17 protein-coding genes and 1 tRNA gene are annotated in these 16,350 nt (G+C 58.0%); 9 read left to right on the top strand and 9 right to left on the bottom strand.

The window, feature by feature from the left end:
- Positions 1-227: 227 nt before the first annotated feature.
- The 3 genes from AC3I0A_RS08475 to AC3I0A_RS08465 all read right to left on the bottom strand — a co-directional run bounded on the left by AC3I0A_RS08475 (position 228) and on the right by AC3I0A_RS08465 (position 1,687).
- Complete coding sequence (locus AC3I0A_RS08475) at positions 228-788, bottom strand: hypothetical protein (protein ID WP_489377234.1); 561 nt, start codon at positions 786-788, stop codon at positions 228-230.
- 10 nt (positions 789-798) lie between these two features.
- On the bottom strand, positions 799-1,377 hold the full coding sequence (locus AC3I0A_RS08470) for a ComF family protein (RefSeq protein ID WP_489377233.1): 579 nt from the start codon (positions 1,375-1,377) through the stop codon (positions 799-801).
- Positions 1,378-1,597: 220 nt separating this feature from the next.
- Positions 1,598-1,687 (bottom strand) — tRNA-Ser (locus AC3I0A_RS08465).
- 321 nt (positions 1,688-2,008) lie between these two features.
- Here AC3I0A_RS08465 and AC3I0A_RS08460 point away from each other — a divergent pair.
- Together AC3I0A_RS08460 and AC3I0A_RS08455 are read left to right on the top strand one after the other, a co-directional pair.
- Positions 2,009-2,698 (top strand): crotonase/enoyl-CoA hydratase family protein, encoded by a 690-nt coding sequence (locus AC3I0A_RS08460; RefSeq protein ID WP_489377232.1) that lies wholly within the window; start codon positions 2,009-2,011, stop codon positions 2,696-2,698.
- A 215-nt stretch (positions 2,699-2,913) separates the two neighbouring features.
- Complete coding sequence (locus AC3I0A_RS08455; RefSeq protein WP_489377231.1) at positions 2,914-3,636, top strand: lysophospholipid acyltransferase family protein; 723 nt, start codon at positions 2,914-2,916, stop codon at positions 3,634-3,636.
- A 52-nt stretch (positions 3,637-3,688) separates the two neighbouring features.
- On the opposite strand, the gene AC3I0A_RS08450 is transcribed toward AC3I0A_RS08455, so the two are convergent.
- Entirely contained in the window at positions 3,689-4,060 is a 372-nt protein-coding gene (locus AC3I0A_RS08450) for a hypothetical protein (protein WP_489377229.1), read from the bottom strand.
- Positions 4,061-4,295: 235 nt separating this feature from the next.
- On the opposite strand from AC3I0A_RS08450, the gene AC3I0A_RS08445 reads away from it, so the two are divergent.
- Both AC3I0A_RS08445 and AC3I0A_RS08440 read left to right on the top strand, forming a co-directional pair.
- Positions 4,296-5,594 carry an alpha/beta fold hydrolase family protein gene (locus AC3I0A_RS08445; RefSeq protein WP_489377228.1) on the top strand — a complete coding sequence of 433 codons (1,299 nt, stop codon included), beginning with the start codon at positions 4,296-4,298 and terminating at the stop codon, positions 5,592-5,594.
- A 22-nt stretch (positions 5,595-5,616) separates the two neighbouring features.
- On the top strand, positions 5,617-6,375 hold the full coding sequence (locus tag AC3I0A_RS08440) for an MlaA family lipoprotein (RefSeq protein WP_489378454.1): 759 nt from the start codon (positions 5,617-5,619) through the stop codon (positions 6,373-6,375).
- Between the two features lie 76 nt (positions 6,376-6,451).
- Here the strand turns inward: AC3I0A_RS08440 and AC3I0A_RS08435 are convergent, their stop codons facing one another.
- Entirely contained in the window at positions 6,452-7,366 is a 915-nt protein-coding gene (locus AC3I0A_RS08435; protein ID WP_489377227.1) for a DUF808 domain-containing protein, read from the bottom strand.
- Positions 7,367-7,500: 134 nt separating this feature from the next.
- On the opposite strand from AC3I0A_RS08435, the gene AC3I0A_RS08430 reads away from it, so the two are divergent.
- Together AC3I0A_RS08430 and AC3I0A_RS08425 are read left to right on the top strand one after the other, a co-directional pair.
- A complete protein-coding gene (locus AC3I0A_RS08430) occupies positions 7,501-8,109 on the top strand; it encodes a TetR/AcrR family transcriptional regulator (protein ID WP_489377226.1) in 609 nt (202 codons plus the stop codon).
- A gap of 192 nt (positions 8,110-8,301) precedes the next feature.
- A protein-coding gene (locus AC3I0A_RS08425; protein WP_489372800.1) for an IS3 family transposase occupies positions 8,302-9,482 on the top strand; the annotation gives its coding sequence in 2 pieces (ribosomal slippage) (positions 8,302-8,566 and positions 8,566-9,482; 1,182 coding nt in all).
- On the opposite strand, the gene AC3I0A_RS08420 is transcribed toward AC3I0A_RS08425, so the two are convergent.
- The 3 genes from AC3I0A_RS08420 to AC3I0A_RS08410 are packed head-to-tail and all read right to left on the bottom strand — an operon-like array spanning position 9,428 to position 11,708.
- Positions 9,428-10,720, bottom strand: a complete 1,293-nt coding sequence (locus AC3I0A_RS08420; protein ID WP_489377225.1) for an ATP-binding protein — start codon at positions 10,718-10,720, stop codon at positions 9,428-9,430. The two genes, AC3I0A_RS08425 and AC3I0A_RS08420, sit on opposite strands and share 55 nt — an antisense overlap.
- Complete coding sequence (locus tag AC3I0A_RS08415; RefSeq protein WP_489377223.1) at positions 10,717-11,385, bottom strand: response regulator transcription factor; 669 nt, start codon at positions 11,383-11,385, stop codon at positions 10,717-10,719. The genes AC3I0A_RS08420 and AC3I0A_RS08415 overlap by 4 nt, the downstream gene beginning before the upstream one ends.
- On the bottom strand, positions 11,385-11,708 hold the full coding sequence (locus AC3I0A_RS08410; protein ID WP_489377221.1) for a PepSY domain-containing protein: 324 nt from the start codon (positions 11,706-11,708) through the stop codon (positions 11,385-11,387). The genes AC3I0A_RS08415 and AC3I0A_RS08410 overlap by 1 nt, the downstream gene beginning before the upstream one ends.
- A gap of 243 nt (positions 11,709-11,951) precedes the next feature.
- Here AC3I0A_RS08410 and queD point away from each other — a divergent pair, with 243 nt between their 5' ends.
- The gene (gene queD, locus AC3I0A_RS08405) at positions 11,952-12,308 is read left to right on the top strand and encodes a 6-carboxytetrahydropterin synthase QueD (RefSeq protein WP_019692825.1); all 357 of its coding nucleotides are present in this window, start codon (positions 11,952-11,954) and stop codon (positions 12,306-12,308) included.
- Positions 12,309-12,596: 288 nt separating this feature from the next.
- Entirely contained in the window at positions 12,597-13,850 is a 1,254-nt protein-coding gene (gene codA / locus AC3I0A_RS08400; RefSeq protein ID WP_489377220.1) for a cytosine deaminase, read from the top strand.
- Positions 13,851-13,973: 123 nt separating this feature from the next.
- Here the strand turns inward: codA and AC3I0A_RS08395 are convergent, their stop codons facing one another.
- Entirely contained in the window at positions 13,974-14,966 is a 993-nt protein-coding gene (locus AC3I0A_RS08395; RefSeq protein WP_489377219.1) for a diaminopimelate epimerase, read from the bottom strand.
- Between the two features lie 207 nt (positions 14,967-15,173).
- Here AC3I0A_RS08395 and AC3I0A_RS08390 point away from each other — a divergent pair, with 207 nt between their 5' ends.
- On the top strand, positions 15,174-16,325 hold the full coding sequence (locus tag AC3I0A_RS08390) for an MFS transporter (protein WP_489377217.1): 1,152 nt from the start codon (positions 15,174-15,176) through the stop codon (positions 16,323-16,325).
- The last annotated feature ends 25 nt before the right edge of the window (positions 16,326-16,350 follow it).

Here is a 16,350-nt window from a genome sequence, read left to right as displayed (position 1 = left end):
CCGAGTTTCCTTAAAGCGAACGGGGCTGCGGACTTGGCCATGCACACTACCGCTCAGCGAGGTCGAAGTCTGATCAGTATATCGACATGTTTTTAGGCAAACAAATTACACGCTCAGGACACTAGGTCCAGGGCAGTAAAAACATCTAACGTCCGGTATCCGGCGGATCGCAATACAACTCCGCTTAAGTAAACAGCATTGTGCTATTAAGCTGACTTTGAGAAAACTCAGAAGAACATATCTGTTTGCTCATGCTTCAATGAAGCAATTTTTTTACGAAGACCTATCTTGGCATCAGTCTTTTCAAGAACGTGCGGGGACATATAGGCCAGCAATTCCTCAAGTTGACCCACATCTCCAACGACTTGAAAAGCTTTGACCTTATTAACAAAAACTACTGACTTTTTTTTATGCTGTAACAACTCAATGACATTGCTTAATGTACCTGAGCTTTTCGCATCCCAGATCATCAAACCGAAATCAGCATCTTTGGCCATTTCGATATCTTTAGCTGTGAAAAAAGCCCTGGAGCCAGGTTTAAACTGGCGAACTTGCACGGAATGGACAGGCCAGTTACCCAGATTGTTCCGTGGGCTGTCGCCACTGCAATACACCACTGCATGGCTCGCATTTTTTTGGTGAAGGTAAGATTGAATGGAGCTGTCTGCACCATCGGCATCTCCGACCACCACGGAATGATCAGCTCCGACAATATTATCGATGCGCTCTTTCACCATAGGATCAAGGTTTTTGATACTGATGGAGCCCGCAATAAAAATCGTACTCATTTATTGATACCTACCATGTAGCAGTGGCCACATAAATTTTCCCTATCTTACCGTAGGTCTGAAGTACTGCGCATGCAGCCTCGACGGACGCGCCAGTCTCATATCGATCATCGACGAGCAACACGTTCCATTTGCCCTCACCATCGATCTCATCATGAAGCTTGATTTTACCCGCCAGTGCCTTAGACCTCTCATCCTTTGAACCAAGATCCTTAAGCGATTGCCCTGTCGGCTCTTTAGTGAGGAGATTATGAAAAACGTGCAGCCCCACCAGCTTTCCGATTTCATCCGCTACTTCAACCACTGGCTGCCATTCACGATTTTTTGAAGCTGGCATGGGTACAATCAGACCTACATCTTGAAATCTGGGGTAGATGCTTTTAACGATTTCAGCAGCCAGAAGCCCTGCCTGTGCACGCTGAAATTTGTACTTTAGCTGATACAGCGCCTCCCCGGGCTCAGATCGAGTGTTATCGAACATGGGCCGGCCCTGTTCATTTTCACCTGTGCAAACGCTGTGAAGCACATGTTTGTCTAGCGCAAACCCTGACGTCCAATTTCCGTGTATTGCTTTAACCTGCACCTTCATGGCCCTGCTCCAACCGCCGGACATGAGCGATCATCGCTCATCATTCCTTGGCAGAAAATGAGCATAGCAACGAGCCATGAGCAGGCAGCAAACCTAAAGTCGTACATTTTGTGTGCAACTCGGAGAACGAAAGGACGCAGTTTTGCCCTAAACAAAACTCCAGAAACGCAAAACCCCCGACTTCCGCGAGGAAAATCAGGGGTTTGGCTTGTAGCGAATATGGCGGTGAAGGAGAGATTCGAACTCTCGATACAGTTTCCTGTATACACACTTTCCAGGCGTGCTCCTTAAGCCACTCGGACACTTCACCGTATCTCGTCAAACGCATTCAGTCTGTCGAGGCGCGCTAATGTAGTCGAAAGCTTTTCCGATGGCAAAGGTTTTTTTCAGAATTTTCATGCGGTTAAGGCATTTATGTCGGTTGGTGCGGTTGGGTGCTGTGTCAGGCCATGGCAAACCGGCCAATCTCTGGTCTTGCCTTCACCTCTCTATATAGAGAGCAATACGCTACCGGCATGGTCGATTGCGCTTTCCGGGCGAGCAAAGGCTGACTCACCAGTCAGTCATGGCGCTTTACCTGACCTACGACGGTGGGTAACGTCTGCCCCACTTTATTAGAAGGAATAGCGTCATGAGTGAGTTGATTTCCTACCACCTCGAAGACGGTATCGCGACCCTGACGTTGAGCAATGGCAAGGTCAATGCCATTTCGCCGGACGTGATTGCTGCTTTCAATGCTGCGCTGGATCAGGCCGTGAAGGATCGCGCCGTGGTGATCATCACCGGTCAGCCGGGGATTCTGTCGGGCGGTTATGATTTGAAGGTGATGACAGCCGGCCCTACGGAAGCGATCAGCCTGGTGACCTCGGGGTCGACCCTGGCTCGTCGCCTGCTGTCTCACCCCTTCCCGGTCGTTGTCGCGTGCCCTGGACATGCGGTGGCCAAAGGTGCGTTTCTGCTGTTGTCGGCGGATTACCGGATCGGCGTCGAGGGTCCGTTCAGCATTGGCCTGAACGAAGTTCAGATCGGCATGACCATGCACCATGCCGGTATCGAGCTGGCCCGTGATCGTCTGCGCAAGTCGGCGTTCCATCGCTCGGTGATCAATGCCGAGATGTTTGACCCGCAAAGCGCGGTGGATGCCGGTTTCCTCGACAAGGTAGTGGCGCCGGAAGAGTTGCAGGGCGCTGCACTGGCTGCGGCACGCCAGTTGAAGAAGATCAACATGACCGCCCACAAGAACACCAAGTTAAAAGTACGTAAGGCACTGCTGGAGACGCTGGACAACGCGATCATCCTGGACCAGGAGAGCCTGGGTTAAAAGCCGGAAGCCACATAGAGACAAGCCCGACCCTCGAGTCGGGCTTTTTCTTGGTTTTTCGTTGAAAAAACCTACAGCCGCTCTAAACCGCATCTGGCGCCACAAGTCAGAAACATGCACTTAAACATCGCCCATCTCCCCCCTCTATACAGCCAATTGCCGAAAACAGTGCACGTCCGTACACTGCGCCACCTTTTATTCCGGCGGGCCTGTTGATGCTGTATCTGTTTCGTATGTTGTTGATGAGCCTGAATTTTGTCGCCGCAGGTGTGCTCGGGGTGGTGCTTGGGCTATGCCGGCCGTTCAATCCGGATAACAGTCGTTTGTGCGCGCGCTTCTACGCCTGGCCGGCCATGTGTATTTTGCGTCTGCGGGTGAAGACCGAGGTCGGGCCGTTGCTGGACAAGCCCCACAGCTGCGTGATCATCGCCAATCACCAGTCCAACTATGATTTGTTCGTGTTCGGCAATGTAGTGCCGCGGCGCACGGTATGCATCGGCAAGAAGAGCCTGAAGTGGGTGCCGCTGTTCGGGCAGTTGTTCTGGCTCGCCGGCAATGTATTGATTGACCGTGGCAATGCGCACAAGGCCCGCCAGTCGATGCTGACCACCACACACACCTTGCGACACAAGGACACGTCGATCTGGGTATTTCCGGAAGGCACGCGCAATCTCGGCGAAGAGTTGTTGCCCTTCAAGAAAGGCGCGTTTCAAATGGCCATTGCCGCAGGGGTACCGATCGTACCGGTGTGCGTCAGCAGCTATATCAAGCATATGCGTCTGAACCGCTGGCGCAGCGGCAACATCCTGATCCGCTCGCTGCCGGCGATCCCTACCGCCGGGTTGAGCCTGGACGATATGCCGAGGCTGATGGCTCAGTGCCGTGAGCAGATGCGTGAGTGCATCGAGTCGATGGATCGACAGTTGCAATCGGCCTGAAAGACTGGCTGACACGGCGGGAGGCAGATCCTGCCTCCCCCGATCTCATGATTCAGCTCAAGGCGCGCGGTGCCCTGACTAAACGCAACGCCGCAAACACTACCGCAAACACCGCAAGACTGACGTTATACAACGCCAATGCCGGAAAGCCGAACAACAGTGCCAGTACCGCCAGACGCCATCCGGCCCGTCCCGGCACCAGGAACGCGACGATCGCCGCCGCCAGCGCTGCCCAGCCCATGAGCTTGAAGTGAATCATCAGTCCCAGAGTCGAACGCGCCTGGCATTCCCAACGGCTCGCCTCATCGACACAGGCGCCAACCCACTGGGCATCCTCCATAAACCCGTAGCGCAAGCCATAACTGGCGGCCAGCCACAATGGCAGAACAATGAGCAGCAGAATCACGGGCAGACGGCGGGACATGAAGCACTCCGATAAACGAAAACGGCGCCCAGCTTAATCGCCCGACGCGGGTATGCAAGCTGTTACACAGATAACTGTCCACGAATTAGCCGCAAAGTGTATCGTCCAGTTGCTATTACCCCTGCTCATGCTGGCCGAACCCGACTATTTATGCCGTTGAATGGCACTTTGATGCCTGCGTGGTGGTCATAGCCTGCGAACCTTACTCGGCACCTTTCCTCCAAGGGATTTAGTCATGCTCCGATCCTTGCGCTTCGCTGCCTTGTTGGGTGGCCTTATCTCGAGTGCGTCCGCACTGGCGGTCGATGTCGACGCCGTCAGTTATGGCTACCCGCTGACCAATCCGTTCGAGGCGACGATTGCCACCACACCACCGGATCTGCGCCCAGAACTGCCGGCCGATGAAGATATCGATCAGGCTGATTACAGCCTGAGGTTGCGCCCGGAGCGCGAGTTCACCCTGCCGGACAATTTCTGGGCAGTGAAACAGCTCACCTACCGCATGGCCAAACAGGATCATGCCGCACCGCTGATTTTCCTGATCTCCGGTACTGGCGCGCCCTACAACAGCAGCATCAACGAATACCTGAAAAAGCTCTACTACAAAACCGGCTATCACGTGGTGCAACTGTCGTCGCCGACCAGTTTCGACTTCATGAGCGCCGCTTCGCGCTTTGCCACGCCGGGCATAACCAAGGAAGACGCCGAGGACCTGTACCGCGTCATGCAGGCCGTGCGCGCGCAACACCCTGACCTGCCGATCAGCGAGTTCTACCTCACCGGCTACAGCCTGGGCGCTCTGGAGGCAGCGTTTGTCAGCAAACTGGATGAAACCCGGCGCAGCTTCAACTTCAAGAAAGTCTTGCTGCTCAACCCACCGGTCAACCTTTACACCTCGATCACCAACCTGGACAAGCTTGTACAAACAGAGGTCAAGGGCATCAACAACACCACCACGTTTTATGAGCTGGTGTTGAACAAATTGACCCGCTACTTCCAGCAGAAAGGCTATATCGATCTCAACGACGCGCTGGTCTACGACTTTCAACAGTCCAAACACCATCTGAGCAATGAACAGATGGCCATGCTGATCGGCACCTCGTTCCGCTTTTCGGCGGCCGATATTGCCTTCACCTCGGACCTGATCAACCGTCGTGGCCTGATTACCCCGCCCAAGTACCCGATCACGGAAGGCACCAGTCTTACACCATTCCTCAAGCGCGCTCTGCAATGCGACTTCGATTGTTACCTCACCGAGCAGGTGATTCCGATGTGGCGTGCCCGCACCGACGGCGGCAGCGTGCTGCAACTGATCGACCAGGTCAGTCTGTACGCGCTCAAGGACTATCTGCACGACAGCCCGAAGATCGCCGTGATGCACAACGCTGACGATGTGATTCTCGGCCCGGGCGACCTCGGTTTTCTGCGTAAAACCTTTGGCGACCGTCTGACCGTCTACCCTCATGGCGGCCATTGCGGCAACCTCAACTACCGCGTCAACAGCGACGCCATGCTGGAGTTCTTCCGTGGGTAAACATCTCCTGCTGATCGCTGCGTTGCTCTGCGCAGGCTATGTCAATGCCGACAACAGCAAGGCCAACACCACCACCGTGGTCGATCAGGACGGCTTCACCGAGCCGATGACCAAACTCAAGTTCAACCCCGGGCTGGACCAGCGCGAATTCGAACGCTCGACCTTGAACGCGCTGAATGTCTATGACCCGCTGGAGTCGTGGAACCGCCGGGTCTATCACTTCAACTATCGCTTCGATGAGTGGGTGTTCCTGCCGGTGGTCGATGGCTATCGCTACATCACCCCAGGCTTTCTGCGCGCTGGCGTCAGCAACTTCTTCAACAACCTGGGCGATGTGCCCAACCTGCTGAACAGCCTGCTGCAGTTCAAGGGGCAGCGCTCCATGGAGACCACGGGGCGACTGTTGCTCAACACCACCATTGGCATCGCCGGCTTGTGGGACCCGGCAACGATGATGGGTTTGCCGCGTCAGAGCGAAGACTTCGGCCAGACCCTGGGCTTCTATGGCCTGCCGGGCGGTCCCTACATCGTCCTGCCGATTCTTGGCCCGTCGAACCTGCGTGATACCGGCGGTCTGGTGTTCGACTTCGCAGCCGAATCGCAGATCAACTTCCTCAACGTCTCGCAGGTCAGCGGGAACCATCCGCAAATCCTGATCCTGCGCGGCATCGACAAGCGCTACCAGAACGGCTTTCGTTATGGGCAGCTGAATTCGCCGTTCGAATACGACAAAGTGCGTTACGTCTACACCGAGGCGCGCAAGTTGCAGATTGCCGAGTAACGCGATCCGCGGGTAGAAAAAGGCCATTCGATTCGATCGAATGGCCTTTTTATTTGAACGATCAGTTAACGCCGTTTCAGGCCCTCGCCATCCGCCAGACTTTACTGGCCGCCATCACTCCCACCAAGACCACCGCCCCGGCGATAATCCCGGCCACGGCATTCAGCAGGGTCGGCACGATCAGTGAAAAACCGCCCGTGCTCTGGCTCACGCTTTCGATCCAGTGATGAGCCGCCGGCACACCATGGGTAAGAATCCCGCCGCCGACCATGAACATCGCCGCAGTGCCGATCACCGAGAGGCTTTTCATCATGTACGGCGCGGCACTCAGGAGGGCGCCGCCAATGCGTTTCGCCATCTGCCCCGGCTTCTGGGTCAGCCATAACCCTAGGTCGTCGAGTTTGACGATGCCGGCTACCAGGCCATAGACGCCGACGGTCATGACGATGGCGATGCCCGACAGCACGATGACTTGCTGCATCAGCGGCGCGTCGGCCACAGTGCCCAGGGTGATGGCGATGATTTCTGCCGAGAGAATGAAGTCCGTGCGCACCGCGCCTTTGATCTTGTCCTTCTCGAAGGCCACCAGATCGACCGCAGGATCGGCCACCGCTTCAATCAGCTGCGCGTGTTCGGCCTGATCTTCGGCTTTGCTGTGAAGGAATTTGTGCGCGAGTTTTTCAAACCCCTCGAAGCACAGATAAGCCCCGCCGATCATCAACAGCGGAGTCACCAGCCATGGCGCGAAGGCGCTGATGGCCAATGCGGCAGGAACGAGGATCAACTTGTTGAGAAACGAGCCCCTGGCAACCGCCCAGACCACCGGTATCTCGCGTTCGGCACGTACGCCCGAGACCTGCTGGGCATTGAGCGCCAGATCGTCGCCGAGCACCCCGGCGGTCTTCTTTGCGGCCATCTTGGTCATCAAGGAGACGTCGTCGAGCACCGTGGCAATATCATCGATCAACAGCAGCAAACTGCTTCCGGCCATGGATCAGGCTTCCTTTGCTAATAAATTTTGCCGAGCATAGCGCGACACTAGGCACCGTGGGGCATTCTTGAGCCCCGCGCAAAGCCGGTGCTACCATGCGCAACCGCCAGAACAGGCAAGGAATCACCTGGTTTATGAGCACCATCCGCGAGCGCAACAAAGAACTGATCCTGCGCGCAGCCAGCGAAGAGTTTGCCGACAAGGGCTTCGCTGCGACCAAAACCAGCGACATCGCGGCCAAGGCGGGGTTGCCCAAGCCCAACGTCTACTACTACTTCAAGTCCAAGGAAAACCTCTACCGCGAGGTGCTCGAAAGCATCATCGAGCCGATTCTGCAGGCCTCGACACCCTTCAATGCCGACGGCGTGCCCAGCGAAGTGCTGAGCGGCTATATCCGCTCGAAAATCCGCATCTCCCGCGATCTGCCGTTCGCTTCCAAGGTGTTCGCCAGTGAGATCATGCATGGCGCACCGCACTTGAGCCCCGATCAGGTCGAGCAGCTCAATGCCCAGGCCAAACACAACATCGACTGCATTCAGACCTGGATCGACCGCGGCCAGATCGCCCCGCTCGACCCCCATCACCTGATGTTCAGCATCTGGGCCGCGACCCAGACCTACGCCGACTTCGACTGGCAGATCTCCGCCGTCACCGGCAAAGCCAAACTGGATGAAGCCGATTATGAAGCGGCGGCACAGACGATTATCCGGTTGGTGCTCAAGGGGTGTGAGCCGGATCGGTAGGCCGGGTCGCCCTAATCGCGAGCAAGCGAACGTCGCCCGGCCCTTCCCACAGGCAACTCGATCACCACCCTCAACCCGCCCAGCTCACGACCCTGCAACTGCATCCCCCCGCCCCACACCTCAACGATTGCAGTGGTCTAATTTCCCCAGACACCCCGATAGGTGGAAAATACATCTATCGAGGAGTTTTTCATGACCGACAAACGCAGAGTTTTTGACGAGAGCTTCAAGCTACAAGTCGTTAGGATGATCAAGGACCAAGGCCTGACCGTTCCACAGGTCTGCCTGGATTTGAATCTAGGTGAGACGGCTGTTCGACGTTGGGTGCGTCAGTACGATGCTGAGCTACTGGGAGAGACCGGTATCGGCAAACCACTGACGACTGAGCAACAACGTATCCGGCAATTGGAGCAGGAAAACCGCCAGCTTAAGATGGACAATGACATCTTAAAAAAGGCTACCGCCTTCTTTGCCCGCGAACTGAAATGACCTATCGGCTGGTCAGGCAGTTGCAACAGAAGGCTTACTCGGTTGCGCATGTCTGTCGGTTACTCAACGTCAGTCGATCCGGTTTCTATGAGGCCAACAAACGCGCTGCTGAGCCGGCATCTGTGTGCCCGATCACGGTTCAGCTCAAAGCCTCGTTTGTCGAAAGTGGTGGTTGCTACGGCAGCCGCCCGTTGCGGGATGCTTTGCGTGGCAAGGGCATGGTGGTCGGCCTTTATAAAATCCGCCGTTTGATGAGTGCCAACGGTCTGCGTTCGGCCTGGAAGCGCAAGTTCGTCCATACGACTGACAGCAATCATGACCTGCCCATTGCCGAAAATGTGTTGAATCGTCAGTTTGACCCCGCTGCGCCGAACAAGGCTTGGGTGGCTGACATTACCTACATCCGGACCCGCAGCGGCTGGTTATACCTGGCGGTGGTGCTGGACTTGTACTCCCGTAAAATTGTCGGCTGGTCCATGGCCCCGAACATGCCGGCGGAGCTGGTGTGTAGCGCGATGCAGTTGGCCATTGCTCAGCGTCAACCACCACCGGGACTGATCGCTCACTCAGACCGTGGCAGCCAATACGCCAGCGCGAGCTACAGAGCGCTGCTGGCGCGAAATGACATGCAGCAAAGCATGAGCCGTAAAGGTAACTGTTGGGATAACTCGGTGATGGAGCGCTTCTTCCTGAGCTTGAAAATGGAGCGGGTCTGGCGACGTGATTACGCCAACCATGGCGAAGCGATCCGCGACATCACGGAGTACATCGTTGGGTTTTACAACAACAAACGGCTGCACTCGAAACTGGGATATCTACCACCGACCGTTTACGAACGGACAATGGCGTCGAAACCACCTATCGAGGTGTCTGGAATTAGTTGACCACCGCAGATATCGCGCACGATGCCCAGCCCCAGGCCATGGCCGTCGGTCTGTTCATCCAGCCGCGCGCCGCGGCTGAAGACCTGATCGCGTTGCTCCTCGGGAATCCCGGGGCCGTCATCCTCCACCACCAGGCGAAAGCCCTCGGCCGTCTCGGCGATGCTCAACTTCACCTCGGCGTCCGCCCATTTGCAGGCGTTGTCCAGCAGGTTGCCAAGCAGTTCAAGCAAGTCTTCCCGATCCCATGGCAAGTGCAGGCCGGGACGCACAACATGGCTGAGCTCAAGGTGTTCGCCGTGGATCATGTTCAAGGTGGCGAGCAAACCAGGCAGCTCTGCATCGCAATCGAACTGCGCGCCGGGCAAGGCATCCCCGGCCAGACGGGCACGATTGAGTTCACGACTGAGACGTTGCTGCACCTGTTCGAGTTGCGTCTGCAAAATCTTGCGCAACTGCGGGTGAGCCTCCAGTTTCTCGCTCGACGCCAGGCTCATCAGCACCGCCAACGGGGTTTTCAGGGCATGTCCCAAATTGCCCAAGGCGTAGCGCGAACGTTTGAGGCTGTCTTCGGTATGCGCCAGCAAATGGTTGATCTGCGCCACCAGCGGTTCCAGTTCGACCGGCACCCGGGCGTCCAGTTGTGAGCGCTGGCCCTGCTGGAGCTGAGCAATCTGTTCCCGAGCCGTTTCCAATGGCCGCAACGCTCGGCGCACGGTGATACGCTGCAAAATCAGAATCAGCAACAAACCCGCCAGTCCGAGGCCGACGCCAATCTGCTGCACGCGCCGAAAACTTTCCCGTACCGGCGTGTAATCCTGCGCCACGCTGATGGAAACCGATTGCCCCAGCCGTCGGTAGTCGGATCGCAAAACCAGCAACTGCTGCCCTTCCGGTCCCAGTTGCAGATTGCTGTGCAGACCGGCCTGTTCCAGCTTGGGCAGTTCCTGATCCCATAAGGAGCGCGAACGCCAGTGGGTGTCGGCAAAATCGATATGAAAATAATGCCCGGAAAACGGCCGCTGGTAGGCCGGTGACAAACGTCGTTCATCCAGTTGCAAGCCTTGCGGCCCTCGCACCAACGCCACCAGCAAGCTTTCGCTGTCGTTGCGCAATCCGGCTTCCAGATAACGCTGCAAACCCATTTCGAACAACCAGAGACTGGTCTGGGTCAGTACCAGCCCGACAATCACCATCACACTGATCAGACCGAGGCTCAAACGGCGCTGAATCGACCTCACTGAGCAGTCCCGCCAAACCTGTAGCCTTGGCCACGACGGGTTTCGATCACGCTGCGGCCGAGCTTGCGCCGCAGATGATTGACGTGGACTTCCAGCACATTGGAGTCGCGCTCGGTTTCACCGTCGTAGAGATGTTCAGCGAGATGGCTTTTGGAAAGGATCTGCTCGGGGTGCAGCATGAAATAACGCAACAACCGAAACTCAGCCGCCGTCAGCTGGATATCGGCGCCGTCGCGGGTGACGCACTGGCGGCCTTCATCAAGGTGCCAACCTGCGGCCTTGAGCGTCGGCTGATTGGCCTGGCCGTGGGAACGCCGCAACAGCGCCTGAACCCGCAAGTGCAGTTCCTCAGGGTGGAACGGCTTGGTCAGGTAGTCGTCGGCACCCGCCTTGAGCCCTTCGATGCGCTCGGCCCAGGAACCACGGGCTGTCAGGATCAACACTGGCGTGGCCAGACCTGCTGCGCGCCACCGGGTCAACACCTCAAGCCCCGGCAACCCCGGTAGACCGAGGTCAAGAATGATCAAATCATAGGGTTCGCTGCTGCCCTGATACACCGCATCGTGGCCATCGGCCAGCCAATCGACGGCGTAACCCTGGCGATTGAGCCCGGCCATCAACTCGTCGGCCAGCGGGACATGGTCTTCCACCAGAAGCAGGCGCATCAGTCGTCTTCCTTGTCTTTGAGCAGCTCACCGGTGTTGGCGTCGAGCTCTATTTCACGCACCACACCCTCGACGGTCAACAGTTCTATTTCATAGATATAGCGCACCGGTTGGTCCTCGTGCTCCTCGAGTTCGGCCTCCAGTAACTTGCCTTCCGGGTAGCGTTGCATGACCGCCCCCAGCAGCTGCTCGAGCGGCGCGATCACCCCTTGCTGGCGCAGGTGCAGGGCTTCGTCCTGATTCAGGTCACGAGCCACGACCACCGGGCAAAATGCCAGAAGCGCCAGAGCTGTCCGGCTGCAGGCGCGCAGATTTACCTTCATTACGTATCCTGATGATCCTTGAGAACCTGCCCGCTGACAGCGTCCAGACTTGAGTATGTAAATCTACAGGCCCCACCATAACCACACCAACTTAACTGAAACTGAATTGCCATCATCACCGTCCCGAACTTTTTTACTGACCCTTTAGTCAGTGTTTTCCCGCAACCACAAACCCAAGCTGTTAAACTCGCTATCTGCCTTCATCGCCGCTGGCGATAGCCACCTGACAGAGCTCAAACCACTGTGGAAATCTTCAAAGAATTTACCTTCGAGTCCGCCCACCGCCTGCCCCACGTTCCAGAAGGCCACAAGTGCGGACGCCTGCACGGCCACTCGTTCAAGGTGGCGATTCATCTGAGCGGCGACCTCGATCCGCACACCGGCTGGATTCGCGACTTCTCGGAAATCAAGGCGATCTTCAAGCCGCTCTACGAGCGCCTCGATCATAATTATTTGAACGACATCCCTGGTCTGGAAAATCCGACCAGCGAAGTCCTCGCCAAATGGATCTGGAACGAGTTGAAGCCCCTGCTGCCGGAGCTCAGTGCGATCCGCATCCACGAAACCTGCACCAGCGGCTGCATCTATCACGGCGAATAAGCCGGCGATTGAAAAAAACCACCGAAGCCGGTGGTTTTTTTATGCCTGTTCCTTCGGCTTTTTGACCGTTACAGTCCAGCTAGCGCACGTCTCCAGTCTGACGCGTAATTGTGGCGAGGGGGCTTGCCCCGCAGGGCCGCGCAGCGGTCCTCAGTTCGGCCCGGTTGGCGGTGCTGGCCAGCCTGATCGGCTTTTTCAACCTATATTGTGCTGACAAGCCTGCTTGGCGCCCGCGAGCCGATGGCCGCCGACGCCCAAACACAAGATTGAATAGAAAGGATGGTCCCGATGCATATCATCAACGCCCGCCTGCGCAACCATGAAGGTCTGCATGAGCTGCACCTGGAAAACGGCTTGATCTCAAGTATTGCCCGGCAAACCGAAGCACCGACACTTGGCCCTGACGACCTGGATGCCGGCGGCAATCTGGTGGTGCCGCCCTTTGTCGAACCGCACATTCACCTCGACGCCACCCTCACTGCTGGCGAACCGCGCTGGAACATGAGCGGTACCCTGTTCGAAGGCATCGAATGCTGGGGCGAACGCAAGGCCACCATTACCCAGGAAGACACCAAGGCCCGCGCCAAAAAAACCATCCGCACCCTCGCCGCCCATGGCATCCAGCATGTGCGGACCCATGTCGACGTCACCGATCCCACGCTGACCGCGCTCAAAGCGATGCTCGAAGTGCGCGAGGAAAGTCGCCATCTGATCGACCTGCAAATCGTCGCGTTCCCGCAAGAAGGCATCGAGTCTTACCGCAACGGCAGGGACCTGATGGAGGAAGCCATTCTGCTGGGCGCCGATGTGGTTGGCGGCATTCCGCATTTTGAATACACCCGCGATCAAGGGGTGAGTTCGATCAAATTCCTGATGGACCTGGCCGAACGCACCGGCTGCCTGGTGGACGTGCATTGCGACGAAACCGACGACCCGCATTCGCGCTTCCTCGAAGTGCTCGCCGAAGAAGCCCGCAGCCGCGACATGGGCGCCCGGGTCACGGCCAGCCACACCACCGCCATGGGCTCCTACGACAATGCCTACTGCGCCAAACTGTTTCGTCTGCTCGGGCATTCGGGGATCAGCTTCGTCTCCTGCCCGACCGAAAGCATTCACCTGCAAGGGCGTTTCGACAACTTCCCGAAACGCCGCGGCGTAACGCGGGTCAACGAGTTGCTCGAAGCCGGAATGAATGTCTGTTTTGGTCAGGACTCCATCGTCGATCCCTGGTATCCGCTGGGTAATGGCAACATCCTGCGAGTGCTCGAAGCCGGTCTGCACATCTGCCACATGCTCGGCTATCGCAACCTGCAAAGCGCGCTGGACCTGGTCACCGACAACAGCGCCAAGGCCATGGCCCTGGGCGATCGCTATGGACTGGAACCGGGTCGCCCGGCCAACCTGCTGATTCTGTCGGCCGACAGCGACTACGAAATGATCCGCAGCCAGGGGCTGGCGTTGTATTCGATTCGCGGTGGCGAAGTGTTGATGAAGCGGCAGATGCCGCAGGTGGAATGGGTTGGGGATTCGGGCGACAGCTGATTGCCTTTAGAGACTCGCTGGCCGGACTGGCCTCTTCGCGGGCAAGCCCGCTCCCACAGGAGATACGCGATCAACTGTGGGAACGGGCTTGCCCGCGAAAGCATTCTGACAATCACCGCAAATCTAAGGGATCAACCGCGCCGTCCCGAACAACCTGACGCTACTCAACTCACCATCCTGTTCTTCCAGAAAAATCGGCGCCGTCCCCCCGGGCATGACAACTTCCACCCTACCCGCCACAACCCAACCAACACTCCAGGCCGCACAGGCCACCGCACTGGCACTGGTACCGGAAGACGCAGTCGGACCTTCACCGCGTTCGAACACCCGGGCGACTATCCGCCCCTCAGACTCCAGCATCGCCCATTGCAGATTGACCCCGGCCGGGCAAGGCTCGCCCGCGCCGGCCGGCATGGCGAACGCAATCCGGGTCAGACCTGAAGACAATTCGCGCTCGCGCATCTGCTCATTGCCCGGCAGCGCATCCACTCGCGCCACCAGCGTCACGCAATGGGGATTGCCAATGCGCACGAACCGACTGTGAGCCCACGCCGGGTTCAGCCTGGAAAGCTGCGGCACCTCATTCAGGCTGTGACCGTTCAACTCGGCGACCTCAACACCCAACGCACCCACGGCCTGTGGCCCAAATGCAGGTTTTCCCAAGTCCAGCCAAAACCCGTGGACACCTCCCACCTCGGCCGGCTCTACCGAGGTTTGCACCGGCGATACCGCATCGCGCTTATCGTGATGAACCTTGAGCACACAAGGCCCCTGCCCCGGCATCAAACCCTGATCAGTCAACGCCTGAGCAAAGATGCTCAAACCGTTGCCACTGCGTTCGGCCAGCGTACCGTCCGTGTTGACGATCAGCAGGTCATAAGGCGGCGCTGACTGAAACGGGCCGATGAGCAACCCATCCGAACGATGGGCCTTGGCACCTGACGGTCGGTCTTGCGGTGCCCAGCCGCAAAAGGCTGCCACCGCCTGCAGCGCCCAGGTATCGCGGGTTTGAGCGGCCCGACTGGCCTGCGCAGGCAACTCGATTGCGCTTTGTCGCAGCGCATCGGGTGAGACAACGGCGTAGATATTGCCGCGGGCATCGTAGAATTGCGTCATACCGTGACAGCCGCCAATTGATGAGTGAACGGGGTTGCAACTTTCCACTTATTCAGTCGGCAAATCCACTGTCCGGGTTCCCAGCGCGACACGTCAGTGAAGCACCGCATTGCCTCAGAAAGGAAACCCTGGCCTCGCCCGATGCGGGCTGATGTGCAAGGATGTTGCGCTGCACATTGTTATCGACCGCATTACCAAGGATTTTTCATGACCTCCATCAGTACCCCAGCGCCCGTGGTCCCCGGGCACCTGGAGCAAATGTCCACGCGCATCGGCTTCTTCATCGCCGGTTTCGGCATCGCCGCCTGGGCGCCGCTGGTGCCTTATGCCAAGGCTCGGGCCGGACTCGATGAAGGCACACTCGGTTTATTGCTGCTGTGTCTGGGGGTTGGTTCGATCATTGCCATGCCGCTGGCCGGGATCCTGGCCTCGCGCTTCGGTTGCCGTCGGGTGATGGCCGGCGGGACGCTGCTGATCTGCCTGGCGCTGCCGCTGCTGGCAACGGTGTCCTCGACGCCGTTGTTGGTCGCGGCGTTGTTCATGTTCGGCGCCGGGCTCGGCGGTGTGGACTCCACGGTGAACCTGCAAGCAGTGATCGTCGAGCGAGCCAGTGGCAAGACCATGATGTCGGGCTTTCACGGCTTGTTCAGCCTCGGCGGGATCGTCGGCGCGGCCGGGGTCAGCGCGCTGCTGGGTCTGGGAATGTCACCGTTGGGCGCGATGCTGGTGGTGGTCGTGTTTCTGCTGCTCGCGTTGCTCAAGGCCGCGCCGCATATGTTGCCCTATGGCAGCGAAAGCGCAGGCCCGGCCTTCGCCGTGCCCCATGGCGTGGTGCTGTTTATCGGCAGCCTGTGTTTTATTGTGTTTCTTGCAGAAGGCGCGGTGCTCGACTGGAGCGCGGTGTTCCTGACGTCCGAGCGCAGTCTCGATGCCGCCTACGCGGGTTTGGGTTACGCCGCGTTCGCCCTGACCATGACCGCCGGCCGCCTGACCGGCGACGCCATCGTGCACCGGCTCGGTGCCAAACGGGTGATCGTTGTCGGCGGGCTCACCGCAGCTGCCGGCCTGCTGCTCGCGACCCTGGCTCCAGCCTGGGAAGCGGCGTTGGTGGGTTATGCGTTGGTGGGCGCGGGCTGTTCGAACATCGTGCCGGTGCTGTACACCGCCGTCGGCAAACAGAAAGTCATGCCCGAAAGCATCGCCGTGCCGGCCATTACCACCCTGGGCTATGCCGGCATCCTCGCCGGGCCTGCATTGATCGGTTTTATTGCCCATGGCAGCAGTTTGAGCATTGCCTTTGGCTTGATTGCGCTGCTGTTGCTGGCCGTTGCAGCCAGTGGGAAGGTGTTGAAGGTTTAAAAGCTTCGCGGGCAAGCCCGCTCCC

The organism is Pseudomonas sp. KH_024_B2, from assembly GCF_057839965.1.
The sequence above is the reverse complement of the archived record's forward strand: the minus strand, read 5'-3'. Positions and strand labels throughout refer to the sequence as shown.